The following is a 22,943-nucleotide window of genomic DNA, read 5'->3' on the forward strand; positions in this document are numbered from 1 at the left end:
AATGGCACTGGATCTGAACGGACCCGCCGAGATCGTCGAGGACAAATACGCCCGATCCGTCGCGCTGGCCGAGGCCGCGAACCGAGAGGCTGCGGCATGCGCCACGGCGTTGGCGAACAACTTCTACAAGCCCGGCCAGATCGACGTGCGCTGGCAGACGCTGGCAGCGCCCAATCTTCCTCCCATCCCCGACTTGCCACAGCTGCCCAACGTCACCTTTGATGAGCCGGAGGGTATGCCGGGGAGCCTGATGCTCCAGATGGACGACGTGCAGATCGACAGCTTCGAGGTCACGCCGCCGGAGCTGAATTTCGGCCAGGCCCCGACGCTGAACATCGGGCAGGCCCCGGCGCTGCCCGAGGTCCGCGACGTCGCTGTGCCAGATGCCCCAGATGTCTTGCTGCCGGACGCCCCCCAGTTCCTGCAACTGCAGACGCACACCTTCGGCGGCGTGAACCTGCACGAGGACTGGCTGGAGAAGCTGGACGACATCCCGACGCTGTCCGTGTTGCGGCCCGCGCCATTCCAGCACACGCCCGGGGCGAAATACGCCTCGCAGCTGCTGGACAACCTGAAGGCCTCCCTGAATGCGCGCATCCAGGGCGGCTCCGGAATCGCTCCGGCGGTCGAGCAGCAGATCTGGGATCGTGCGCGCGACCGCGAAACGGCCCTGGCGCTGGCGCGCGAGCAGGAGGTGTTGCGCGGCGCCGAAGCTCTGGGCTTCCCGCTGCCCAGTGGCGCGCTGGCGGGCCAGCTGGCGGACGCGCGCCGCGAGTTCCACGACAAGCTGTCAGGCCTGTCGCGGGATGTGGCCATCAAGCAGGCCGAGATGGAGCAGCAGAACGTCAAGGACGCCATCGCCCAGGCCCTGCAGTTGGAGACCACGCTGCTGGACGACGCCTACAAGCTGGAGATGCTGGCCTTCGAGACCGCCAAGATCACTGCCGACAATGCCCTGGCCGCCTTCAACGCGGCGGTTGAGCACTACAAGGCGTTGCTGGCCGGCTACCAGGCCTATGCTGCCGCCTATGACACGGTGATTCGGGCCGAGCTCAACAAGGTCGAGGTCTACAAGGCCATGCTGGCGGCCGAGCAGACCAAGGCCGACATCAACAAGTCCCTGGTGGATCGCTACCGCGCCGAGATCGACGGGAGCATGGCGGTGGTTGAGATCTACAAGGCCCGCGTGGGCGCGGCCCAGACCCTCGTCGAACTGGAGAAGGCCCGTATCCAGGCCGGCGGCGAGCAGGTCCGGGCCTTCGTGGCCACGGTCAACGCCGAGACCGCCCGCGCCGACATGTACAAGGCACAGGTCGGCGCTGAGGGCACCAAGGTGGAGGCCTTCCGCTCGCTTACCCAAGCGTATGCATCGAAGGTCGGTGCCCAGGCGGAAAAGGCGCGCGTCGAGCTGGCTCGGTATCAGGCGCAGATTGCCGCGAAGACACTGGAGTGGGATGGCTGGAAAGCCCGCTTGTCTGCGGCCAGCAGCCGCATGGAGGCCGCCGCGCGCCAGTCCTCGATCGTTGTGGACGGCTACCGCCTGGGCGCATCGGCCGCGGAGGCCCAGGCCGGCGCGTACATGCGGCGTTGGGAAGCAGATCTCAAGCAGTACGAGGCGGGCACAAACCTGACCTTCCAGGTTGCGAAGGCCAACAACGATGCAGCGATGCATGCCAAGGACGCGCAGCTGGACGCGGCCAAGGTCGCATACACCACTGCGGCGCAGCGCGTGGCCAGCGCTTGGTCGATGGTGTCCACCACGGCGGGCATCGACGGCCGTGTCAGCTGGAACTACAGCGGTCAGATCTGATGCCGCCCCCGGCTAGGGTTCGCTTCTTGGCGCCCTGGCCGGGACACTGCGGAGCATGACGACACCGGCATGCCTCAGCTTTTCGATCTATCAGGGCGCCACCTTCCGCGAGGAGCTGGAGCGCGTGACCGTGCCCTATGTGGTGCGCGAGGAATGTGGTCGTCTGATGGATGCGTGCACAGGCGCTGCCGTGCCCGACGCCGACATCACCCGCGAGGACTACACCGGCTGCACGGCGCGCGTCCAGCTGCGCCGCGAGGTCGATGACCCGGAGATCCTGCTGGAGCTGAGCACGGCCAACGGCGGTATAGAGCTGGATGGCGCCTGGTTGCGCCTGCTGATGACGGCCGAGCAGACGGGCGCCTTTGTCTACGGCGACATGCCGCCAGGATGGACCTCGTGCGTGGGCCAGGTCGAAGTCACGCGACCGAATGGCGACGTGGAGCGCCAGTACGAATTGCGCTTCGGGTTGTATCCGGAGGGCACCAGGTGACCACCATCGTTTCCAGCCGTCCAGGCCCAACCATCGTCGAGCGTGAGACCTCGATTGTGGTGATGCGCAGGGGCGGAGAGACGGTGGTGGTGCGGCAGCCGGCTCCCCGGGCCGTTGTTGTGACCCGTGGAATTCCTGGTCCGCGCGGTCTGCGTGGAGTGCCTGGGCCGCCCGGCGGCGCCACCACTGTCAAGGTCGGCCTGCTGCCCATCAGTGGCCACAGCGTGGTGGCCTGCGACAGCGCTGGCGAACTGGTCGCAGCCGACGCTACCAATCCTGCGCACCGCGGCGCCGTGTTGGGCGTGGTGGCCGATGCATACAGCCCTGGCGACGACGCCGTGGTGCAGACCGGCTACGTCCTTGAGCACGCCGGCTGGACCTGGGCGCCCGGCCCGGTGCTGGTCGGGCTTTCGGGGCAACTGGCCCAGGCCCCGCCCGCTGGCGCGCTATTCGCTCAGGTCATCGGCCAGGCGCTGTCTTCCACCCGCGTCCTCATCGACATCAACCCACCAATCACCCTTGCTTGAATAGGAGTCCACCATGGCTGGCAAGAAATTTCTACGTCTCGTCAACAACTTGGTCACCGAGGTGCTGGGCATCCAGACATCGGCTGGCGCGGCCAATGCCGGCGACATCGTGGCCCTGGATGATTCGGGCCGTATCGACAACAGCATGATGCCCGTGGGCATCGGCGCGGACACTGCCGTCATCGCCGCCAGCGAGGCACTCGCGGCCGGCGATTGGGTTAACGTGTGGAACAGCACGGGCGCCAAGGTCCGCAAGGCCGACGCCACCACGTCCGGCAAGGAGGCCCACGGCTTCGTGCTGGCCGCCGTCACCAGCGGTGCCAACGCTACGGTGTACTTCGAGGGCACGAACACCCAGGTCACCGCCCAGACCCCTGGGCCTGTATTCCTGCAGACCACTGCGGGCACGGGCGGCGCCACGGCGCCCAGCGCATCGGGCAACGTGGTGCAGCGCCTGGGCGTGGCCGTGAGCACCACCGCCGTGAACTTCGAGGGCGGCGTGCCCGTAGTTCTGGCCTGATTCACCATGGCTTCTCGGCGTCCCTTGGTCAACGTCAGCGGCAGCATCCGCGAGCTGCCCGCGGGCGACAAGCTGCCCGGCGTGCGCGAGCTGCTCACCGCCGCGCGCACATACTACGTGCGCACAGATGGCAGCGACAGCAACACAGGACTGGCCAATAGTGCGGGCAGTGCATTCCTCACGATCCAGAAGGCGGTCGATGTCGCGGCTGCTTTCGACAACAACAATTTCGACATCACCATCTTGGTGGGGCCCGGAACTTACGCTGCGGGGGTCGTTCTCCGCGAGCATGTTGGTGGCGGAACGATTCATGTACGAGGGCTAAATGCAGACCAAACCAGCACAATTATTTCTGTCAACAACGGTTCGTGTTTCCGGGGTGTAGAAACCCGCTATAGCAAATACAAAGCGACGTATCTAACGCTGCAAACTACAGGAACTGCCGGATATCCAATTCTTTTGGAAGGTGGAAAAAATTATTTAACTATCGATCAGATAAATTTTGCGGCGGCAGGTCGCACGCATATGTATATTGCGAGTGGAAGTATTCTCAATGCGCGGGCGGCTACATACACGATATCTGGCGCGGTTGATTCGGGTTGGCACGTCGAATGCGTTGATCAAGCAACATTCCTGGGACTGCTCTGCAATGTCACTCTGACTGGATCGCCATCCTTTGGATCTGGTGGCTATGCACGCGCAGCTCGTAATTCGTTGGCTCAATTCCATGCCTCTACATTCACCGGAAGTGCTACGGGGCAGCGCTATTTCACGGATACAGGGTCCGGCATTTTTGTGAACGGAGCAGGTTCCAGCTATTTGCCCGGCAGCACAGCTGGCTCCGCAACTACGCCAGGGTGGTACGCATGACGACATACCAGCTCACCGGAGAGGGGTTCGTGTATCGCTGGCAGGACGGCGCACGCGCGACGATACCGCTTGCGGACGATCCGGGCCTGCCACCGAATCCCGATGCAGTCGAATACCGCGCCTGGCTCGCGGCCGGCGGCGTGCCGCTACCTGCCGAACTGCGGCCGGCAGCCGAGATCGCGGCGGGCCTGCGTTTGGCCCTGGCCGCAGAGTACCGCAAGCACATCCAGGTGATCGCCGCAGGCTACCCCCTGAGCGAGCGCGAGAGTTGGCCCGTGCAGACGGAGGAGGCGAGGGAGTTGGAGGCTGACCCCGCAGCCGCAACGCCCTGGATCGACGCAGCGGCAGCCGCGCGCGGTCTGGATCGCCTGGTGCTGGCCGAGCGCATCCGCGAGAAGGATGACGCATACCGGCAGGTGCACGGCCTGCTGACGGGCACGCGCCAGCGCATCGAGGACCAGATCGATGCGGCGGCCGACGACGCCCTGGCGCTGTCGCAGATCGATGTCGCGGCCGGCTGGCCTGCGGCCCCCGTGTAGGGTTCGCCAGCGCGGCCCGGCCCCGGAATCATCGGGGCCATGAAAACTGAAACCCTCGACACGCTCGCAACGGCAGGCAGTCGCACCACCGGCGGCGGGGCTGTCGTCGGCTTTCTCGGCTGGCTCGCCTCTTCCCAGGCCATAGGCTTGCTGGGCATTTGTATTGCGCTTCTGGGCACCTTGGTGAACTGGTACTACAGGCGGGAGGCCAGCCGGCGTGCCACGGCCAGCCGGCAAGAGGAAGCAGCCGAGCATGCGCTTCGCATGGAGCTGATGCGCAAGACCGGCATTCCGCTCCGGCCAGTGCACGACGAGCCTGAGCACTCTCCAACCGACATGGGGGTGTTGTGAGCAAGGCCCCGCGCACCGCCGTCGCGGCGCTCACCATCTCGGCCGCCGGCCTGCTGGCCACGCTGGGCGTGGAGGGCTTCCGGTCTGACCCGCACATCCCGACACAAGGCGACCGCCCGACCATCGGCCACGGCTCCACGGTCTACGAGGACGGCACGCCCGTGCAGTTGTCGGATCCACCGATCACCCGCGAGCGAGCGCTGCAGCTGGTGCGCAGCCACACATCCAAGGACGAGGCCATGTTCCGGGCCAGCCTGCCGGGCGTGGCCCTGTACCAGGCGGAATACGACCTCTACCTGGACTTCACCTACCAGTACGGCATAGGCGCCTGGCGCACCAGTCGGATGCGCACGCGGCTGCTGGCCGGGCAGTTCGCGCCGGCCTGCCAGGCGCTGCTGGACTATCGCTTCATGACCAGCCCCAAGCGCGAGGGGCCGGGCTGGGAACCATACCAGTGGGACGCGGCAGGCCGCCCGAAGCGCTGGCGTTACGACTGCAGTACCCCAGGCAACCGCGTCTGCCGCGGCGTCTGGACCCGTCAACAGGCGCGGCACGCCGCGTGCATGGAGGCCCAATGAAATCTCTCCTGATTGCCGCAGGCTTTGCACTGGCCGGCTGCACCGTGGTCCCGGCTGGCACCGCGCACCAGGCCTGCCGCGTGATCGAAATTGCTGCCGCTGAAGCCGAGATGGCGCCGGCTTGGTATGTCAGCGCCGGGCAGGTACTGGAGCGCTGCGGCGTGCCCGATGCCCGCGAGCGCGCCGAGGCATCCGCATGCGCGGCCCAGCGTCGCAATGGCTACGACTGCGAGGCCCAGCCATGAACCCGATCCTCTGGGCAATGTGGTGGTACTGGTGGAGGGGTGGGCGGTGATCCCCGCTCTCTACACCCATGTGGCCGCCGCCGCTGTGGCCGCCGTGCTGGCATGGCAGTTCCAGGGCGCGCGCCTGGGCGCCGAGCTGGCCGAGGCCCGGCTGGAAACCACCACCCAGCAGCTGGCCACCAGTACCGCGCAGCGCGCGGCCGACGCCCGCGTGCGCCAGGCCGAGCAGGCCATGAACACCAAATACCAAGGAGCCCTCAATGCCGCCCGTGACCGCGAGGCGCTGCTGCGCCGTGATCTTGACCAGCTGCGCACTGTCTCTGACGGCCTGCGCGAGCAATCCGCAGATGCCGCCCGCCGACTTGCCAGCGCTCCCCCTGCTGCCGTCATTGAGTACGCCACTGCCCTCGGAGTCGTATTTGAAGACTGCCGCGCAGCGTATGGGGACATGGCAGCAAAGGCTGCAGGGCACGCAGCTGATGTCCAAACCCTCGGCGCCGCCTGGCCCGTGATCCCATCCCCGAGCCTGCCGGCCGCAGGCACCACCCCCAACCACTGACATGGCATCCACAACCATCAAGTATTTCGCCCACGCTCACCTGCCGGCCAAGCTGCAGGCCGTGAGCAAGCCCGTGGGCCTGCTAGCCGAGCTGCTGGAAAAGCAGCTGCCCGATGGCCCCGAGAAAAGCGCCGGCATGCGCAAGCTGCTGGAGGCCAAGGACTGCTTTGTCCGCGTGGCCCTGGACATGCCCGAGCCGCCCGCGAGCAAGCTGGCGCCCCACCAGCAGCGCGTGCTGGACGAGAAGATGGAGCGCGATCAGGAAATCACCCGCCTGGACACGTTCATCCGCGAGAACGCCGCATTTCCCGCTCTGCCCGCCGACGAGCAGGCCCGCCTGCGCCGACAGCTGGACGTGATGCACGAGCTGTCCACGATCCTGGGCGAGCGCATCGCCAATTTCTGAGCCAGCCGGCCCGCACCGGCCGGCTGCCGGGCATTGGAGATTCCCGTGAAATTCGCCTTCAATACCACCCCCAAGATGATCGCCACAGCCGTCGCGGTGCTGGGCGCCGTGCTGGCACTGGCCGCCTACAAGGTGGGAGCGTCTCCCAGTGGTGCCGCACTGCCCGTCTTCGTGGGCGTCTGCGCTTTCCTGGTCCTGCTGTTCTGTGCCACGCAGATCAACCTGGCGTTCCAGGTGCCCAGCCAGCCGGCGCCGCCTGAACCCCGCGAGCGCTCCCACCGTCAGGAGCTGGAGCTGGCCATGGCGCACGGGATGGGGCCTCTGGTGGCCAATCCCAGCTACGCGGGCAAACGAGTGGGCAGCAACATCCGCGAGGCACTGGACGCCATGGAGGTGCAGGCCGCCGTATCGGCTGTCAGTTGCAAGGGGGCCTATTGCGGCGCGACAGACGGCCGCCACTCGCGCGAATGCATCGCTGAAGCAGGTGCGACGCAAGGCTGGATTCCTATGGACACCGACTATGCAAGCTGCAGCCCGTCGCGTGTGACTCCAGCTGACATCGAGGCCGAGATCGCTCGTGAGCACTACTTCACCGCCGAGCAGGGCGCCAAGCATCCTGATGGAGACGCAAAGCCCTACGACTTCGGCGATGTCTGGAAGAGCAGCAACCTGGGTGCCTTGACCTTCTGCGTGCTGGTCCTGAAGAACGGCACCAAGGTGGTCGGCATCAACTACGGCGCCATCGACCCGGCGCAGCACGACGCCGCCCGAGGCCGCCAAGAGGCACGAGCCCAGGCCGTGGAGAAGGTCTGGGAACTGCTGGGCTTCCGGCTGCGCGACAAGCTTGCGGCTGGCGCCTAAGCCGCAGGCGCCGGGTCAGCCGGCGCTATCGACACAACTGAGCCGTCGATTGCGACCATTTCGCCTTTCGTCGCGGGGTCGGCTTCGAGCGGCACGCCCCACATCAGACCTGGGTGCCCGCCTTTGTGCATCACATGGTCCAGGTGATACAGCTCCTCCGGGGGCAGCCGGAAGCGCTGCGGATACTTGTCGCTGCCGTGGGCCTTCCAGTGTCCCTGGAAACCCTCCACGACGCGCTGGTGGACTGTGTGCTTGGGATGTGTCGGATCGATTGCCATGGGCGGCATTGTGCCGTGCTCAATCCTCCGGGCATCGCTCCGTGGCCCAGTCCAGTGCCGCCTCGGCCGATTCGTGCGGCCCGTCGAATGCCCTGATGCCGCGCTCATCGTCCCAGAGGGTGCCGGTCCATCGCCTCGCAGCAGGGAAGGGTAGGCGGCCGTAGTCCACGACGCAGGCATACCAGCCCGGCGTGGTCGGCTGGCCGCCCCAGATCAGGCCGTCAGCCATTGCGCGCCGGCAGGATCTGGACCGGGCCGAGGCCGCTGTGCACGACCTGGCCGCCTGGGCCGCGCACCACGAACCAGTCCCTGTCCTCCTGCTCGATGCGGTAATCCTCTGGTCGACCCGGAAGCAACTCTTCCTCTGGCTGGCCGAACCAGGGGTGCATGCGGAGAATCGTCGGATAAATCAGCGGCGGGTGCATGACTGTCTCCTATCAGCGTGTGAACGGCATCTCGCGCCCTTGCTCTGCATGCCACTGCCTTGCAACGCTGGGTGTCTCGGAACGAGGAGGCAGTGTCTCGGGTAGCTTCGGAGTGAAACGGGCGGCATCGAATTTCTTCAGCGGCGCGGCGTCGAGGGAGGTAATGGGGCGGATGAGCCACATCTGCTCGTATTCGCAGATGCCGTCGGCTGTGCGCGCGCAGACATGGCCGCGCCACAGCATCGCGTCCCCCAGGACGTCAAGCAGCACCGGCTCTGCCAAGCGAGGCCCCGGGATTACATGGGAGCAGCTCCAGTTGACCCAGACAGTGGCAACACGCATGTTGCGGCGGCTGTTGTTTGTCTTGCCGTTTTCATACTCGACGCGCAGATCGCCCCGGACGGGCTCGGGCCAGTCCTTGGGCGCCAGGCGGAGGCCGGCGCGACGGAGTTCTATGAGTTCGCAAAACACTGTGCAAATATACAGCTATAGGACTGGCGTCAAAAAAGTTAGCATCCACTTATGTGCAATCGATATAAGTCTCCGCGCGAAGATGAGATTGAGCGCATGTGGCGTGTGGGCCGCCAGAATCCGACCCGATGGTGGGACGCTGAGGTCTTCCCGCGCGGCACGGGAGCGTTCGTGCGCCGCGCACAGGACGACACGGGCTACAGCCGCGAGCTCGTCGCTGGGCAGTGGGGTCTCATCCCGTGGTTCGCGAAAGAGCCACGCCTGAAATTTCCGACCAACAACGCGCGCAGCGAGGAGCTGGCAGCCAAGGCCAGCTACAAGCACCCGTGGGCGCGCGGGCAGCGCTGCATCATCCCGGCGACGACGTTCGATGAACCCAACTGGGAGACAGGGAAGAATGTGTGGTGGCGGTTCGCGCGCGCCGACGGCGACCCGTGGGGCCTCGCCGGGCTCTGGAACACCTGGACCGACCACGCGACGGGCCAGGTGTACGAGAGCTACACGATGCTGACGATCAATGCCGACGCGCACCCGCTCATGTCGAGGATGCACAAGCCGGACCCCAAGCTGCCGGCCGACCGCCAAGACAAGCGGAGCGTGATCCCGATCGAGCTCGCGGACGTGGACCAGTGGCTGGCGGGCACTGTGGCCGAGGCCTCGCAGCTTCTGCGTGTGGCGCCGGTCGAAGTGTTCAACGCCGGCCCTGTTGCCTAAGATTTGAGCGCCAGTCCCAGGGCGCGACTGGCTCAGGATCGGACCACAACCCCACGCGCTTGGCCTTGGCCTCTGCCTCCGCGAATTCGTACTGTCCGCGCTCTTGCGGCGTCTGCTCGCTGGAGTAGTAGCGATACCACCATGCCATGCCCTGCGTGACCATGGCCAGGCCAGCGTCAAGCGTGCGTGGGCCATTGGGCGACGATGCCGGCGCGACCCAAACGCTGCAGACGTGGCGCTTGTACCTGTCGATCTTGTTGCAGCGCAGCTCGGCTTCCTGGCGGTATGTGAGGTCGCTCAAGGCTTGCTTGGCGCGGGCGCCGAACGGCTGCCGACTCTCAGGAGCATCGATCCCGCCCAGGCGAACTTTGATCTGTTGGTACTCGCCCGGCTGGCCGCAGCGGGCAGTGAGGGTGTCGCCGTCGCTGATGCCGACGACAAGACAGATGAGGGTAGCTGCGAGCATGCTGAATTCTGGGATGAATTGCGCTTACAAAATGATGCAATAAGCCCGCGATTTCTGCAGCGCCGAGCAGATTGCCATAGGTTGCCACGGCTTGTTTTTGGAAATTGGGAAATTCACACCGGATTCACGCAGCCCAGCCACAAGGCGCGTGGATATTGGGTCGGACGCGGGTTCAATTCCCGCCAGCTCCACCATCCAAGACACCGCCACACACTGAAGACCTCAGTGTGTGGCGGTTTTTTCTTGCCTGTTCGTTGCCTCGCGCCTGCCTCAGTGGCTGTTCATGTCGGGCATGGGCTGCTGGGACAGTTCCTGGATCAGCGTCAGGCGGAAATGTGCCAGGGCCTTGGCTCCATGCTGTATATGGTTCAGGTCTGCCACTCCGCCGATGCCTGACACCAGCAGTTCGGGCTTGGTCGACAAAATGACTTCTATGAAGTGGTCGGCCAGTTCTGCAGCCAACAGCGTGTCCGAGTTCTGTTTGCTCATGTGTGCTTCCTCCTGGTGATGGAAGCACATGGTATGGCATCGCGCCTGAATATGGCTGGCGATCAGATGGCGAGGCTTGCGCGGTCCTTGCCTTCTATCCACTTGGGCGGCTTTCCGCGGCCTGTCCAGGTTGCGCCGGTTTCGGGGTTGCGGAATTTGGGTTCGCCCACGCTGCGCTGTCCGGTCTGGCGAGGTTTGATCCTGGCGGAGGGGAAGACATCCTCTTTCGTCAGGCCATATTGCTGCACCATGGCCTTTGCTTCAGTGATCGCATCCGTTCTTGCGTGCTTGATCAGAGCGTCGATCTTTTTCTCAAGATCGGCTTTTTGTTGCAGCAGGGCTCTGTAGTCGGATGTCATGGCGATGATGATTTTCAGTGGGAGATGCGCGTGTATATCACGGGAATGAATTTTTTGTAAGTTATGAGTAAGAAAAAGAGTGTGGGAGTGTGCGGACGCACGAAAAGCCTCCAGCGACGTGGCGCGTTCAAGACGGGTGACGAGGATGGTTTTGGCGACGAGGCGCGCCCAAGAAAAAGGCCAGCGGCTTGCGCTGGCCTGGGAAGAAAGAGCCGGTGCCTTTTTGAAGGCTTCCTGGGGGAATGAGAGGGAGGGAGGAGGAAATGCCCCAGGGCCGGCAATGAAACGATTCAGAAACTGGGTGCAATGATGCATGCCGTGTGGGGAGTGGCAGATGGGTGAGCGGCCAGTCTGCGCGTAGGACGCGGGAGCATCCGCCGAGTCACAGGCTGGTCATGTCCATGCGCGATAAACCGAAAGTTGCGCAACCACGGGGGGATGCGCATTATTTTTTATTGCACATCCATGTCCATTGTCCGCACGCTGATTCCGTTTGTATTCAACCCGGCCAATCCGATGAGTCCGCCGCTGCAGCGCCATCGTTGGCGTCTGTATGGTGCAGGCCTGCTTCTTTCGGCCTCCGCCGGCGTATGGGCGCAGGTTCCTTTCACCGGCACCTATGCGCAGAATTTCGACACCCTGGCCGCGTCCGGGACGGGGCTGGCCTGGGCCAATGACAGCACCCTGCCGGGCTGGTTTCTCTTCAACAGAAACCTGGCGGGCATCACTGCATATGCGGCAGGCAATGGCGCGTCCAATGCCGGCAGCTTCTACAGCCTGGGACTGGATGCGGACCGTGCATTGGGTGGCGTGGCATCGGGTGGAGCTTACTTTGGCAGCCCCTCCCAGGGTGCCGTGGCCGGCTGGATTGCACTGGCGATGCGCAATGACACGGGCGGCGCGGTGGATGGCATCAGCCTGCGATTCAGTGGCGAGCAATGGCGCAATGGCGGCAACACCTCCGAGCAGCCCATGGAGCTGGAGTACGGCATGGGCGCGACCTTTGCCGATGTGCCTGAATGGCTGCCTGCCGGTGCGAATTTCAATTGGAAATCGCCGATCGCTACCGGTACTGCCGCCCCGGTGGATGGCAATGTGGCCGGACGGGTGAATGATGTGGGCGGCGATCTGCGCGGTCTGGGCTGGGCGCCAGGCGCCACGTTGTGGCTGCGTTGGGTCGAACTCAATGATGTGGGCAACGATCACGGCCTGGCCGTTGACGATGTCTCCATCGCCCTGGCACTGCCCGATACCACGCCACCCACAGTGCAGGCCACCATTCCTGCTGCGGCGGCAACCGGGGTGGCGCTGAATCCCGAAATCAAGCTGAGCTTTGATGAGGCGGTGAAACCCGGTAGCGGCAGCTTCGAACTGCGCCAGGGCAGCACCGTGGTGGCAATGCTGCAGGCTGGCGATGCGGCGCAGGTGAAATTCAGTGGCTCGACCATCACGCTCAACGCGGGTGTGCGGCTGGCGGTCAATACGTCCTACAGCCTGGTTCCCGTGGGCGAGCCGGTGTTGGATACCTCGGGCAATGTGTGGACCGGCACGGCGCTGGGCTTCACGACGGGGGGCGAGCCGCCCATCACCAGAATTTCTGCACTCCAGGGTTCCGGCGACCAGTCTCCCCTGGTGGGGCAGAAGGTGACAGTGAGCGCCGTGGTAACGGCCTATATGCCAGGGTTGAGCGGCTTCTTCGTGCAGGAGGAGGAGGCGGATTCCGATGGCGATGCTGCCACCTCGGAGGGCGTCTTCGTCTATTACGGCAATGCGAATCCCGGGGTGGATGAGGGCACGGTAGGCAAGCTGGTGCAGGTCTCCGCCTCGGTGAGCGAGTTTCGCAACCAGACCCAGCTCAGCGCCGTCACGGACTTCGTGGTCCGTGGCGCGGCCGCCTTGCCGGAGCCCGTGCGCGTCACGCTGCCTGTCAGCGACATGGGGCAGTGGGAGCGTCTGGAGGGGATGCGTGTGGAGGTCGCGTCCGCCACTGCGGGCGGCAAGCTGGTGGTGAGCGACAACCGCACGCTGGGCCGCTACGGCAATGTCACGCTGTCTGCCGACGCGCCGTTGGCGCAGTACACCGAACTCAATGCGCCCAGCGTGACGGGCTATGCCGCCTATGTGCAGACATTGCAGCGCAGCCAGATCATTCTGGATGATCGCTCGGGCGCACAGAATCCCGCCTCTGTGCCGGGCCGCGGCGGACAGTCTCTGTCGGCCTCCAACACGCTGCGTGCCGGCGATGGCGTGGACCGTGTCATCGGCGTGCTCGATCAGTTCTCGGATGCAGCTGCCAGCGAGCCGTATCTGACCAGCTACCGCGTACAGCCCACGCAGACGCCGCAGTTCTCCGGGGCGGCGCGTCCCTCGGCTGCTCAGTTGCAGCAGGCTGTGGGGGCGGCATCGCTCAAGATTGCCTCGGCCAACGTGCTCAATTTCTTCAACCTGACGGGCGCCACCAGCGGCTCTTCCCAGGTGATGTTCAGCACGCCCCTGGGCAATCAGCAGGGCATTCGTGGTGCCAACAGCATTGCCGAGCTGGACAGGCAGCGCGCCAAGATCGTGGCCAATCTGCTGGGGCTGGGCGCCGATGTGTACGGCCTGATGGAGGTGCAGAACAACGGCTTTGGCCCGGGCAGCGCCATCCAGGATCTGGCCGACGCCTTGAACGCGAGTGCGGACAAGCCTGCCGGCGCCGTGTATGCGGTGGTCAAAGCGCCTTTCAGCGAGGCTTCAGGTACGGTGGCGGGTGCTGGCACGGATGCGATCACCGTGGCCATCCTCTATCGCAGCGATCGTGTCACGCCGGTGGGCAGCGCAGCGGCACCCAGCGTCACCACCTACGACGCCTTCAACCCAGGCGTTGGCGGCGCTCGCGTACCGATTGCACAGACTTTTGCGGTAGGCGGCAGCACGGAGCAGTTCACGCTGGTGGTGAATCACTTCAAATCCAAGGGCAGTGTGCTCAGCAGCCCGGGCAATGCAGACGCGCTTGACGGCCAGGGCGCCAACAACGCCGCGCGTGTGAAGACGGCCGAGCAACTGAGCAGCTGGCTGGCAACCCGGCCCACAGGCACGACCAGCCCGCATGTGGTGCTGGTCGGGGATTTCAATGCGTACTCTAAGGAGGACCCCATCAAGGCGCTGGAGGATGGCGGCTACGCCAAGGTGTCTCAGGGCCTGTCCTATGCGTTCGATGGAATGTGGGGCTCGCTGGACCATGTGCTGGTAAGTGCCAGCCTGCAGCCGAGCGTGGGGCGCGCGGTCAAGTGGGCTATCAATGCCGAGGAGCCTGAAGTCCTGGACTACAACCTCGAGTACAAGTCGCTGGACCAGCAGGCCAGCTTCTATGCGCCGACGGCCTATCGTTCCAGCGACCACAATCCGATTTTGCTGGGTCTGAATTTAGGTGGGCAGGCGCCATCGCTCAGTGGCTTGCCCGCCAATGCGCAATCCGTGGTGGTTGGCCAGGCGGCCGATCTGGCCGATGTGCAGGTGGCAGATGCCGACAGCCCTGTCGTGACGCTGTCCATTGTTGCCAGCAACGGGCAGGTGCTTGGACTCGAAGACGCCGATGCCGCGCAGCCGGGCATACAGTTGCGCGGCAGCCCCGCTCAGGTGTCGGAGCAATTTCGCTCCGCCGTCTATCTGGCATCGGTGGCCGGTTCGGCCAGCTTGCAACTGAGCGTGAGCGATGGGGTCCATGCGCCTGTGACTGCCAGCTATCCGTTGCTGGCGGCTGCTGCAGGTCCTGTGGACCAGGCCAACCGCTTCAACATCACCGGGTCGGGCCAGATGGCGGTATCGGGCGAAGTCGCCGGCGGCGGTATCAACTGCCGCCTGGCCGAGCCGCCTCAGGTGATGGCGGCGCCTGGCACACCGCGTCCGGGGGCTGTGGTGCCCCACGGACTGCTGAAGCTGAATACCGATGGCTGTGATGCGGGTGCGCTCGTGACTGTCAAGCTGACCTATCCCAGTGATCTGCCCAGCGGTGCCGAGTACTGGAAGTGGGGGCGCACAAGCGACAACGCCACGCAGCACTGGTATCGGATACCGGCAACGCTGCAGGGGCGCGTCGTCTCCTTCGTGCTGCGCGATGGTGGCCTGGGTGATGACGATCTGGTGGCCAACGGCCGGGTGGAAGATCCCTCTGCACTGGTTGTGCCTGCTGCGGCGGTCGGCGGCGGCACGCCAGCGGCGATTCCTTTACTGAGCGAATGGGCTGTGGCTCTGCTGAGTCTGATGATGGGCGGGCTGGCCATCCGTTTGCGCCGTCGCGGTTCCTGATCCGGCAACGGGAAAGGCCCGGCTTGCGCTTGGCGCGGGCCGGGCCTGTTGCATTGCGCGAAGGAAATCTGCAGTCAGGGCATTGCCTGGATGCGATGGAGTTCAGAGAAATTTGGCGTGCAGTCGCAGGCCGGTGCGCGATGGATGCGCGATGGCAGTGTTGAGGCGAAGAAAAAGCGCCTGCTGTGGACGCTGCCTCAATGCAACTGATGCATTGAATATCCAGAAATGATCGTGCTTTAAAAAAAGAGCCTGGCTAACCGGCATACCGCTGGCTGGCAAAAACGACTGCAGGCTGAACTGGCCTGACGAGTCGCCCCACGATGAAACTGAACTGCTGCAACACCATGAATGCTGCGGCATGGGTTGAATCATATACGCAAACAAGAATCATTCTCAAATAAACCTGTGCTTTTCTCTGGAATTGAGAAAAAACTTGCCTTTGTGCCCGTTTCGGTTGTTGCCAGGGCGCCTGAGCGATCGTCGTCAAGAAAAAACGCCCCGGCTGCGGAGGCGGCCGGGGCGCTGAATGGAGCGTTCCATGCGATCAATCCAGGAAGGACACATGCTAAGAGTTTGAAATGAGAGCGCTGGCGTCTGGCGCCTCCGGTCCTTCCTGGTTGTCAAGTGTAAATTGAAACAAGGTGCTTGACGGAGCTAACTCGGGTGAAGTTGCATGCAACTGAGTCGTAAATCCTGTTTTTCACACGCCATCGTGAGACCAGCCATGCAGTGGGAATGCAAAAAGCCCGCTTGAAAGCGGGCTTTTTGCGGGTGATGTGGACGATGGCTCTTACGCGACCATCGTTTTACGGCAGAACGTCTCTGCGGCTGTCACCGTTGTTTTTTTCGTCGTAGTGCACGACGCGCCGGCGTGAGATACAGCATTGTCTGCGCAGACAACCGCGAGATTGTAGCATGACCGCAATTTCAGCTGGATCGAGAACATGCATTGCCACCAAAGGATGAAACCATGAACGAAATGACGCAAAGGCTCGAGGGCCTCCTGGCGTCCGGCAAGGACTCGGCTTTGATGCGCTGCACGTTGGGCAAGGCGTATCTTGATGGCGATGCGCCTGCTGTGGCGCACTCGCACCTGCAGCGCGCCACTGAACTCGATCCCGGCTATTCGGTGGCATGGAAGCTTCTGGGCCGGGCATTGCTGGCGCTGGACGATGCTTCGGGGGCTCGGCAGGCGTGGAGCACGGGGTTGGCCTGTGCGCAGGAAAAGGGAGATGCCCAGGTCGTCAAGGAGATTGGTGTGTTCCTCAAGCGGCTGGACAGGCAGCAGTCCGCCTGAGTGCGGCAAGCGCGGGGTCACGGCTGCAAAAGGGCCGCTCTGGCCAGCGCGTCGGCCTCGGTGTTGCGGTGACGAGGAATCCAGCGCAGTTGCACATGCTCGAACTTGGCCAGCATGGCGCGGGCCTGATCGAAAAGGTCGGCCAGCCGCACGATGGGCCTGGTGGGGCGGGGCGATGGCGCCAACTGCTCTACCAGGACGCTGCTGTCCGTGAAGATGGCCAGCCGGCGAGCCTGCAGGCCTAGCAGGGTCTGCAGCACAGCCATCAAGGCCCGCAGCTCGGCTTCGTTGTTGCAGCCTTGGTCGGGGCAGACCTGGGACAGAAGCTGCCGTGTTCCGTCGGGCGCCGTGATGACGGCTCCCAAGGCCATGCGACCCGGGTTGGGCAGTGCGCTTGCATCAATGTATGCAGTCCACAGGTCAGTGTCGGTCGGAGAAGGGCCAGAGTGGTTTCGGCGGGATGAAAGCTGTTCCAGAGGCATGTCTGCATCATGCGGCAGCAGTGGGAATCTGACCGCATTCCTCATCGGATTGGACGGGACAATGCAGGATTGCAAATCACCGAAACCGAAGAAGGCTGCGAATGATCAGGATTCTGGGAAAGTCATCGTCCATCAATGTGCGCAAGGTGCTGTGGCTTTGCGTGGAGCTGGGAGTCTCGTTCGAACAGGAAGAGTGGGGTTCGGGCCATCGGTCAACGCAGGAGCCGGGATTTCTTGCACTCAACCCGAATGCCATGGTTCCCGTGCTGCTTGATGGGGCGCTGGTGCTGTGGGAGTCCAACACCATTTGCCGCTATCTTGCCGCGCGCCAGGCTCGGCATGACCTGCTGCCTGCAGCACCCGCAGAGCGCGCACGCGTCGAGCAATGGATGGACTGGCAGGCGACCGAACTGAACAACTCCTGGCGCTATGCCTTCATGGGATTGGTGAGAAACAGTCCGGAGCATCAGGATCCTGCGCTGCTGGCCAGCAGCATGGCGAACTGGCATCGCCACATGCGCATGCTGGAGGAGCAACTGTCGCGCACAGGCGCCTTTGCTGCAGGCGCGCAACTCACCCTTGCCGACATCGTGCTGGGCCTGTCTGCCCACCGCTGGCTGTCTGCCCCGATGGAGCGCCCTGACTTGCCCGCAGTCCGTGCGTACTATGAGCGGCTTTGCGAGCGCCCAGGCTTTCGCACGCATGGTGCCAACGGCATGCCTTGATGGCCGCCTGGTGCTTTCTGCGCGACAAAGCCCGCCGGAATGTCCTGCGGGCTTTGTCTTTTTAGGGAAGGTCAGGAGGCAACCCGCACCAGCACCATATCGGCCTTCGGGCCTGCTCCACGGGTCAGGACCGGGTGGACGGTGTCATTGGTGAAGATGAGCTGGTTGCCTTGGGTGATGCGTGAGGTCACCGTATATTGCGCCGCAGGATTGAGACGATTGGGCTCCACGGGCAGCTTGTAGCTGAACGGGGGCTTGAGGCCCTCAAGCCGCACGGATTGCTGAGATATCACGGGGGCGGCGGCATCGGCGCGAGAGGTGTCCTGCAGCTCCACAACCAGCACTGCATCGGACGGGAGCGGCATGGGCTCTCTCAGATCGACCGTGCCCATGACGGCGGTGACCGGCGCGTTGGGCGAGGGCTGGGACTGGGCACATGCGCCCAAAAGTGCGGCGGTCATCACGATGGCGAGAGAGGTTCGGCGCTGGAGGATGTTGGGATTCATGGGAATTCCTTCTTGATTGGAAAGGTCCCAGTCTGGCTTGGCGCATTCTGGAGGGCTGTAGGAACGGGTTCCACAGAGGCTGCTGCCATTTCCCCAAAGTCGCATACGCCGATCTGCGGTCGGGTTGCCAGCCAGGGCGACGGGCGTGTGAAAGATCAGGTCGCGCCGGCGCATGAAGGACGCTGCCAGACAGTCCACAGGGTTTCGGAGGGGGCTGCATCGTTCGAAGCCTGCGCCATGCCAAGAGCGATGGGTCAAGCGTCCCGATCTATTTGCTTTACTTCTCATCAATCCGCCGCTCCTCTTTGGGTGGTGAATCGTTCTTGCTTTTGCCATCGCTCGCCGCAGGCGAGAGACCGTTTCTTTTGACGTGTCTGGGCAACTCTCCCCACATCGCGGCTGCCGAGGGCAAGTCATTGCAGCCCGAGGGGCTGACTCCTTGGCGCGAAGAGGTGTGCGCAAGTGTGCAGAGGTGCGGCAGCGATCGATCTGGGCAGCCGCCGCGTCGGCCACGGAGCCTCGCTCCACGGCTGTGGGGTGCCAAGCGGAAGGGCTTCTCTGTCCCAGCACACGGCGGTGGAAAGTTTGTGCTTTGGGGTGCGGAGCATTTTTTGAATAGAATGCGTTTTTGCTAGCATGCATCCAAAGAAAAAGCCATGACATCTGATTACAAGACTCTCCTTCAGCAAAAGGCCGAGATCGAGGCTCGCATTGCAGAGGTCCTCAAAGCCGAAAAAGGCGGTGCCATCGCCAAGGTCCGTGAACTGGTCCAGCAGTTCCAGTTGACCCAGGAAGACGTGTTTGCTACCGGTAAGCGCAAGTCTCCTGCTGGCACAGGTGTGGCCAAGTACCGTGATCCGTCTACTGGCGCAACATGGACCGGCCGGGGCAAGCCTCCCGGCTGGATCAAGGACGCAGCGGACCGAACCGCTTTCGAGATCTGAATCTGATCAAGGGCCCGCAGTCGCGGGCCTTTTCTTTTGTGGGTCCCCGTGTGGTTTTGATCGGCCGGCAGCTGTCCGGGAAAGGGCGACTGAGCGCTGTCTTGCCCGAAGGTCTCCCAGACCGAGCTGGACATGTGGAAGAGCGCGGTAAAGGTATCTCTCGCGGACCATGCCGCTGGCGCTGGCAGTGCGTCCACCGCGTATTACTGCGCAGCATCTGCTGCCATGCAGGCCTGCAGGCCAGGCTTACAAGAAGATCCTGTACGTCCTGCCTGGCTTTCACTGCATATCCTTCGCAGGCGTAGCCCGGATTTATCAAGGTCTCCAGCATGGACAAGGCTCCTGTATTCCAGCTTCCGAAATGGTCAGGGCTGTGCTTATCTCATCTGGCAGAGCTTTCAACCCATCGTGAATTTCATATGGCTGCCTTGTCTCTTGTGCCTCGCGGTGATTTCCCATGCCTTTCGAGGCAGCTTGACTCCATGCAGGCAAAAAAGGACCCTGGGGGCCCTTTTGCTGTCCTGGCCAGCCCATTTATTGCTGAGCCTGCTCTTCCGGAGTAATAGGCCCATGCTCAACCATTCCTAACCCTTGTGAGCCTTTGAAATCATGTGGTTGGCGAATGCGAGCAGCGGCGCCTAATCAGCAGTTGCGCGCACGCTGGTGCGAAAGGAAAAAGCGCAGCATCTCGGCGCTGGCGTCGATTCCTCCCGGCGCGGTGTAGCTGCCCGCTGCGCTGCCGCCGGACCAGGCGTGGCCTGCGCCATGCAGTTGCCAGTGCTCGATGGCGGTACTGCCATCGGCTGCGATATAGGCAGAGCGGGTGAACCGTTGGCGGTTCGGCGCATGGCCCTGGCTGACGCGAGGTGCGCCTGTGGGGCTTTGCGCGCTGCGTGCAGCATGCACGACGGCCGCACCGTTGTCGTGATGTACCGTGGTGTCCGCGTCACCATGAAACACGATCACTGGACACACGCTGGGGCCGCTGGCCGAGCCAGATGCTGCGCCTCTTCGCATCGCCTCGAGGGCTGAGGGCAGATTGGACGCGGCACCGGCGGCCAGGCCCGAATGCACGCCCACGGCGGCGAACAGCTCGGGATAGGTGCGTCCCAATATGTCCGCCATTGCACCTCCGGCCGAAAGTCCGGCGACATAGACCCGCGATGCGTCCGCGCCATGGTCGGCCATCACCTGGCGCGTGAGGCCTGCCAGCAGTGCGGGCTCGCCCCGGCCCCGTTGCTGGTGCTGGGCTTTGAACCAGTTCCAGCACTTTTGCGAGTTTGCATGCTGTGTTTGTTCGGGATAGAGCACCAGTACGCCAGCGCTGCGCGCCTGGTCATTCATGCGCGTGCCGGCGGCGAAGTCTTGCGGCCCTTGGGTGCAGCCGTGCAGCATGAGGATGAGCGGGCGCGGTCCCGCTTCGAGGGCACTGCCTGGCGGCACGTACAGCCGATAGGCCAGCTGCCGGCCTCCGTGAGAGTAGCTGCCGAGCAGCCATTGCTCGTCGCTGGAGGTGCCTGCCTGCGATGTGCCCGCAGGCACGGCGAGTTCGGGCGCATCGTCGATGAAGCGGGCTTCGGCATCGACGATCCAGCCTGCATCCCGATGACTGGTTGCGGCTGGCTTGTCGTGGGGTGTGGGCGCACTTTGGCCTCGCAGCGTGCGCTGAATCAGCTCGGTGGCTTCCAGCAGATGGCCGGTGCGCGTCAGGCGTGTCGCCTCGCCCAGCATGTCTTGAAAAAGCTGTTTCATGGAATGGTTCTCAGGTAATGCGGCCGGCCAGAGCGGCACGAACGGCGGGGCTGGCCTGGAGCGCTCCCAGCACCGTGATGGATTCGATGGTTTCGGCGGCAAGCTGCGCAGGCACGTCCTGCGCGATGCTGGCCAGGCCCAACACGCGGATCTGCAGCTTTTCCCCGGCAGCCTGCACCCGCATGAGATCGGCCTGGGAGAAATGCTGCATCCCAAGGACCAGCATCTTGCGGGCGACGACCTGTTGCACCGCGTCCGCATGGCTGCGCAGGTGATTGCGTATCGCTGTGCGGATGAAATCGCTGCGGTTGGCGTAGAAGCCTTCGGCGACCAGCAGGTCGATCTGGCCCAGGTCTACATAGCCCAGATTGATGGTGAGCTTCTCGGATTCGCTCACGCGAGGGTTGGAGGTGGTTGTGTTTGCGGCCATGGAACATCCTTATGCCATCCATATGGATGGTTTAGGGATGGTTTCAAGGCCTGGCGTTGCAATTTGACGCGGCATGTCGTGGGGTATCCGGCGGACGGCGCTGCAGCGTGTGAGTTGCAATCATTGCCCTGTCACGTCTGAGCCGTAAGGTGGCGGAGCCGGGCACGGCGTCCGGCGTTCCTTGGTCATGCGACAGGAGGCTTCATGCCAGACTTGCAGGCAGGCTTGCCGAGCGGCACAAGCGTTTGGTGCCAGCCCGGCGAGCGGTTCAATACCTGGAGTCATCTGGCAGCCCTGCTCGTGGGCGTGGTGGCCAGTGTGGGCCTCATCTGCGAAACGGTGGCCGGCGGCGATGCGCGCAAGATTGCGGGCTCTGTGGTGTTTGGCCTCTCTCTGGCGGCGCTGTTCGGTGCCTCGGCCCTCTTTCATGGCTGCACCGGGGCACGCAAGCGTTTTTGGCAGCGCGTCGACCACGCCTGCATTTACCTGCTGATTGCCGGCAGCCACACGCCCTTTGCCTTGATGGCGCCCTCTGGCTTGTGGGCTTGGTCCTTGCTTGCCGGTGTATGGGCGCTCGCATTGCAGGGCGCGATACGTGCACTTGGTTTCGATTCGCCGCCGCGCCTGTCCCTGTACATCAGCCTTGGCTGGCTCAGCTTGGGGGGCGCGGTGCCGATGGCCTTGCGCCACGGTGCGCAGACCCTGGCCTGGCTGCTCGCGGGCGGACTGCTCTATTCGGCAGGAACGGTGTTCTACCGAAGCCTTTCGAGCATGCGCCATTCGCATGGCATCTGGCACCTGTTCGTGGTTGCCGGCAGCGCCTGCCATACCGTCGCGGTGGTCGGTTTGCTGGCCTGAAGCGAGGGCTCGTGCTGGCGGCGCTGCGTTGGACGCTTTGGATTCTGTTAGACAAAAGCCCCTGGCTCTTTCGAACCAGGGGCTTGAATCATTTGGTCGGAGCGGCGGGATTCGAACTCGCGACCCTCTGCTCCCAAAGCAGATGCGCTACCAGGCTGCGCTACGCTCCGACTAAAACGCTATTGTAGCGTCAAAAAAATGGGTATTTTCGCAATGTGCGAATTTTCTGTTCAACGCGATCCAGGGCCGGGGCCACGGTTGGCCAGGTGGCGGAAGGTGATGCGGCCCTTGGTGAGGTCGTAGGGCGACATCTCCAGCGATACCTTGTCGCCAGCCAGGATGCGGATATGGTGCTTGCGCATCTTGCCGCCGGTGTAGGCGATCAGCTGGTGTCCGTTTTCCAGCGTCACACGAAAGCGAGAGTCAGGCAGGACTTCCGTGACGGAGCCTTGCATTTCAATCAGTTCTTCTTTGGCCATGTGTTCAATCTCTTAGGTCTGGGTCGGTTGCGGCACTCATTTGTCGGAACCACGAAAACCTTGCCTGGCCCACAGAACATGGGGTACGTGGTCAGGCTGAAAAGGCTGTGGATGTTCTGCGCAAAAGGCGCAGACCGGACAGAGGACCAGGTCACAACGGTGTCGCAAAGACGAAGCCCGGCAACACCTAAACTTCCTGATTCTACAGTGTTGTATTCG

General features: G+C 63.6%; 30 protein-coding genes and 1 tRNA gene. 18 read left to right on the forward strand and 13 right to left on the reverse strand.

What is annotated here, in order from left to right:
* Position 1: 1 nt before the first annotated feature.
* From ACRSCF_RS10210 to ACRSCF_RS10265, 12 genes are all read left to right on the forward strand, one after another.
* Positions 2-1,810 (forward strand): hypothetical protein, encoded by a 1,809-nt coding sequence (locus ACRSCF_RS10210; RefSeq protein ID WP_432675686.1) that lies wholly within the window; start codon positions 2-4, stop codon positions 1,808-1,810.
* A 55-nt stretch (positions 1,811-1,865) separates the two neighbouring features.
* Positions 1,866-2,303, forward strand: a complete 438-nt coding sequence (locus ACRSCF_RS10215) for a hypothetical protein (protein WP_034364596.1) — start codon at positions 1,866-1,868, stop codon at positions 2,301-2,303.
* A gap of 158 nt (positions 2,304-2,461) precedes the next feature.
* On the forward strand, positions 2,462-2,830 hold the full coding sequence (locus tag ACRSCF_RS10220) for a hypothetical protein (RefSeq protein WP_052151653.1): 369 nt from the start codon (positions 2,462-2,464) through the stop codon (positions 2,828-2,830).
* A 13-nt stretch (positions 2,831-2,843) separates the two neighbouring features.
* Positions 2,844-3,350: a hypothetical protein gene (locus ACRSCF_RS10225; RefSeq protein WP_034364594.1), complete on the forward strand. Its 507-nt coding sequence runs from the start codon at positions 2,844-2,846 to the stop codon at positions 3,348-3,350.
* 24 nt (positions 3,351-3,374) lie between these two features.
* Complete coding sequence (locus ACRSCF_RS10230) at positions 3,375-4,220, forward strand: hypothetical protein (RefSeq protein ID WP_432675689.1); 846 nt, start codon at positions 3,375-3,377, stop codon at positions 4,218-4,220.
* Complete coding sequence (locus tag ACRSCF_RS10235; protein ID WP_432675691.1) at positions 4,217-4,759, forward strand: hypothetical protein; 543 nt, start codon at positions 4,217-4,219, stop codon at positions 4,757-4,759. Before ACRSCF_RS10230 ends, ACRSCF_RS10235 begins: the two co-directional genes overlap by 4 nt.
* Before the next feature lie 39 nt (positions 4,760-4,798).
* Positions 4,799-5,110 carry a holin gene (locus ACRSCF_RS10240; RefSeq protein ID WP_016450008.1) on the forward strand — a complete coding sequence of 104 codons (312 nt, stop codon included), beginning with the start codon at positions 4,799-4,801 and terminating at the stop codon, positions 5,108-5,110.
* On the forward strand, positions 5,107-5,688 hold the full coding sequence (locus ACRSCF_RS10245; RefSeq protein WP_432675693.1) for a glycoside hydrolase family protein: 582 nt from the start codon (positions 5,107-5,109) through the stop codon (positions 5,686-5,688). Before ACRSCF_RS10240 ends, ACRSCF_RS10245 begins: the two co-directional genes overlap by 4 nt.
* The gene (locus ACRSCF_RS10250; protein WP_432675695.1) at positions 5,685-5,933 is read left to right on the forward strand and encodes a hypothetical protein; all 249 of its coding nucleotides are present in this window, start codon (positions 5,685-5,687) and stop codon (positions 5,931-5,933) included. Before ACRSCF_RS10245 ends, ACRSCF_RS10250 begins: the two co-directional genes overlap by 4 nt.
* The gene (locus ACRSCF_RS10255) at positions 5,905-6,492 is read left to right on the forward strand and encodes a hypothetical protein (RefSeq protein ID WP_432675697.1); all 588 of its coding nucleotides are present in this window, start codon (positions 5,905-5,907) and stop codon (positions 6,490-6,492) included. The genes ACRSCF_RS10250 and ACRSCF_RS10255 overlap by 29 nt, the downstream gene beginning before the upstream one ends.
* Before the next feature lies 1 nt (position 6,493).
* A complete protein-coding gene (locus ACRSCF_RS10260) occupies positions 6,494-6,898 on the forward strand; it encodes a crAss001_48 related protein (protein WP_244388004.1) in 405 nt (134 codons plus the stop codon).
* A gap of 45 nt (positions 6,899-6,943) precedes the next feature.
* A complete protein-coding gene (locus ACRSCF_RS10265; protein ID WP_324623098.1) occupies positions 6,944-7,759 on the forward strand; it encodes a Gp49 family protein in 816 nt (271 codons plus the stop codon).
* Here the strand turns inward: ACRSCF_RS10265 and ACRSCF_RS10270 are convergent.
* The 3 genes from ACRSCF_RS10270 to ACRSCF_RS10280 all read right to left on the reverse strand — a co-directional run bounded on the left by ACRSCF_RS10270 (position 7,756) and on the right by ACRSCF_RS10280 (position 8,933).
* Positions 7,756-8,037: a hypothetical protein gene (locus ACRSCF_RS10270; protein ID WP_016453333.1), complete on the reverse strand. Its 282-nt coding sequence runs from the start codon at positions 8,035-8,037 to the stop codon at positions 7,756-7,758. The two genes, ACRSCF_RS10265 and ACRSCF_RS10270, sit on opposite strands and share 4 nt — an antisense overlap.
* Positions 8,038-8,258: 221 nt before the next feature.
* Complete coding sequence (locus ACRSCF_RS10275; protein WP_034364583.1) at positions 8,259-8,462, reverse strand: hypothetical protein; 204 nt, start codon at positions 8,460-8,462, stop codon at positions 8,259-8,261.
* Between the two features lie 12 nt (positions 8,463-8,474).
* The gene (locus tag ACRSCF_RS10280) at positions 8,475-8,933 is read right to left on the reverse strand and encodes a hypothetical protein (RefSeq protein WP_158528242.1); all 459 of its coding nucleotides are present in this window, start codon (positions 8,931-8,933) and stop codon (positions 8,475-8,477) included.
* A 51-nt stretch (positions 8,934-8,984) separates the two neighbouring features.
* Here ACRSCF_RS10280 and ACRSCF_RS10285 point away from each other — a divergent pair, with 51 nt between their 5' ends.
* Positions 8,985-9,647: an SOS response-associated peptidase gene (locus ACRSCF_RS10285; RefSeq protein ID WP_203400699.1), complete on the forward strand. Its 663-nt coding sequence runs from the start codon at positions 8,985-8,987 to the stop codon at positions 9,645-9,647.
* Here ACRSCF_RS10285 and ACRSCF_RS10290 read toward each other — a convergent pair.
* The 3 genes from ACRSCF_RS10290 to ACRSCF_RS10300 all read right to left on the reverse strand — a co-directional run bounded on the left by ACRSCF_RS10290 (position 9,625) and on the right by ACRSCF_RS10300 (position 10,961).
* Entirely contained in the window at positions 9,625-10,113 is a 489-nt protein-coding gene (locus ACRSCF_RS10290; protein WP_432675701.1) for a thermonuclease family protein, read from the reverse strand. The genes ACRSCF_RS10285 and ACRSCF_RS10290 overlap by 23 nt on opposite strands.
* A gap of 270 nt (positions 10,114-10,383) precedes the next feature.
* Positions 10,384-10,602 carry a hypothetical protein gene (locus ACRSCF_RS10295; protein ID WP_016453327.1) on the reverse strand — a complete coding sequence of 73 codons (219 nt, stop codon included), beginning with the start codon at positions 10,600-10,602 and terminating at the stop codon, positions 10,384-10,386.
* A gap of 62 nt (positions 10,603-10,664) precedes the next feature.
* A complete protein-coding gene (locus ACRSCF_RS10300; protein ID WP_034364579.1) occupies positions 10,665-10,961 on the reverse strand; it encodes an H-NS histone family protein in 297 nt (98 codons plus the stop codon).
* A 465-nt stretch (positions 10,962-11,426) separates the two neighbouring features.
* Here ACRSCF_RS10300 and ACRSCF_RS10305 point away from each other — a divergent pair, with 465 nt between their 5' ends.
* A complete protein-coding gene (locus ACRSCF_RS10305; RefSeq protein WP_244388011.1) occupies positions 11,427-15,248 on the forward strand; it encodes an ExeM/NucH family extracellular endonuclease in 3,822 nt (1,273 codons plus the stop codon).
* A gap of 102 nt (positions 15,249-15,350) precedes the next feature.
* On the opposite strand, the gene ACRSCF_RS10310 is transcribed toward ACRSCF_RS10305, so the two are convergent.
* Positions 15,351-15,611, reverse strand: coding sequence for a hypothetical protein (locus tag ACRSCF_RS10310; RefSeq protein ID WP_139223781.1), 261 nt, complete (start codon positions 15,609-15,611; stop codon positions 15,351-15,353).
* 610 nt (positions 15,612-16,221) lie between these two features.
* On the opposite strand from ACRSCF_RS10310, the gene ACRSCF_RS10315 reads away from it, so the two are divergent.
* A complete protein-coding gene (locus ACRSCF_RS10315) occupies positions 16,222-16,548 on the forward strand; it encodes a tetratricopeptide repeat protein (protein WP_016453324.1) in 327 nt (108 codons plus the stop codon).
* Between the two features lie 17 nt (positions 16,549-16,565).
* Here the strand turns inward: ACRSCF_RS10315 and ACRSCF_RS10320 are convergent, their stop codons facing one another.
* Complete coding sequence (locus tag ACRSCF_RS10320) at positions 16,566-17,030, reverse strand: ribonuclease HI family protein (RefSeq protein ID WP_082254139.1); 465 nt, start codon at positions 17,028-17,030, stop codon at positions 16,566-16,568.
* Between the two features lie 101 nt (positions 17,031-17,131).
* Between ACRSCF_RS10320 and ACRSCF_RS10325 the strand changes: the two genes are divergently transcribed.
* Positions 17,132-17,755: a glutathione S-transferase family protein gene (locus ACRSCF_RS10325; protein ID WP_016453322.1), complete on the forward strand. Its 624-nt coding sequence runs from the start codon at positions 17,132-17,134 to the stop codon at positions 17,753-17,755.
* Between the two features lie 71 nt (positions 17,756-17,826).
* Here the strand turns inward: ACRSCF_RS10325 and ACRSCF_RS10330 are convergent, their stop codons facing one another.
* Complete coding sequence (locus ACRSCF_RS10330; protein ID WP_034364575.1) at positions 17,827-18,261, reverse strand: YbaY family lipoprotein; 435 nt, start codon at positions 18,259-18,261, stop codon at positions 17,827-17,829.
* Positions 18,262-18,917: 656 nt separating this feature from the next.
* Here ACRSCF_RS10330 and ACRSCF_RS10335 point away from each other — a divergent pair.
* On the forward strand, positions 18,918-19,205 hold the full coding sequence (locus ACRSCF_RS10335) for an H-NS histone family protein (protein WP_016449500.1): 288 nt from the start codon (positions 18,918-18,920) through the stop codon (positions 19,203-19,205).
* Positions 19,206-19,847: 642 nt separating this feature from the next.
* On the opposite strand, the gene ACRSCF_RS10340 is transcribed toward ACRSCF_RS10335, so the two are convergent.
* Both ACRSCF_RS10340 and ACRSCF_RS10345 read right to left on the reverse strand, forming a co-directional pair.
* Entirely contained in the window at positions 19,848-20,957 is a 1,110-nt protein-coding gene (locus ACRSCF_RS10340) for an extracellular catalytic domain type 1 short-chain-length polyhydroxyalkanoate depolymerase (RefSeq protein ID WP_026062785.1), read from the reverse strand.
* A 10-nt stretch (positions 20,958-20,967) separates the two neighbouring features.
* A complete protein-coding gene (locus ACRSCF_RS10345) occupies positions 20,968-21,387 on the reverse strand; it encodes a CopG family transcriptional regulator (RefSeq protein ID WP_017406949.1) in 420 nt (139 codons plus the stop codon).
* A gap of 204 nt (positions 21,388-21,591) precedes the next feature.
* Between ACRSCF_RS10345 and trhA the strand changes: the two genes are divergently transcribed.
* A complete protein-coding gene (gene trhA, locus ACRSCF_RS10350) occupies positions 21,592-22,245 on the forward strand; it encodes a PAQR family membrane homeostasis protein TrhA (protein WP_052151651.1) in 654 nt (217 codons plus the stop codon).
* A gap of 93 nt (positions 22,246-22,338) precedes the next feature.
* Here trhA and ACRSCF_RS10355 read toward each other — a convergent pair.
* Positions 22,339-22,415, reverse strand: a tRNA-Pro gene (locus tag ACRSCF_RS10355).
* Between the two features lie 60 nt (positions 22,416-22,475).
* Positions 22,476-22,724, reverse strand: coding sequence for a translation initiation factor IF-1 (infA, locus tag ACRSCF_RS10360; protein ID WP_012206460.1), 249 nt, complete (start codon positions 22,722-22,724; stop codon positions 22,476-22,478).
* Positions 22,725-22,943 lie beyond the last annotated feature (219 nt).

The organism is Delftia sp. 11MD (assembly GCF_050907895.1).
In the GTDB taxonomy this organism is placed as follows: Bacteria; Pseudomonadota; Gammaproteobacteria; order Burkholderiales; family Burkholderiaceae_C; genus Comamonas; species Comamonas tsuruhatensis.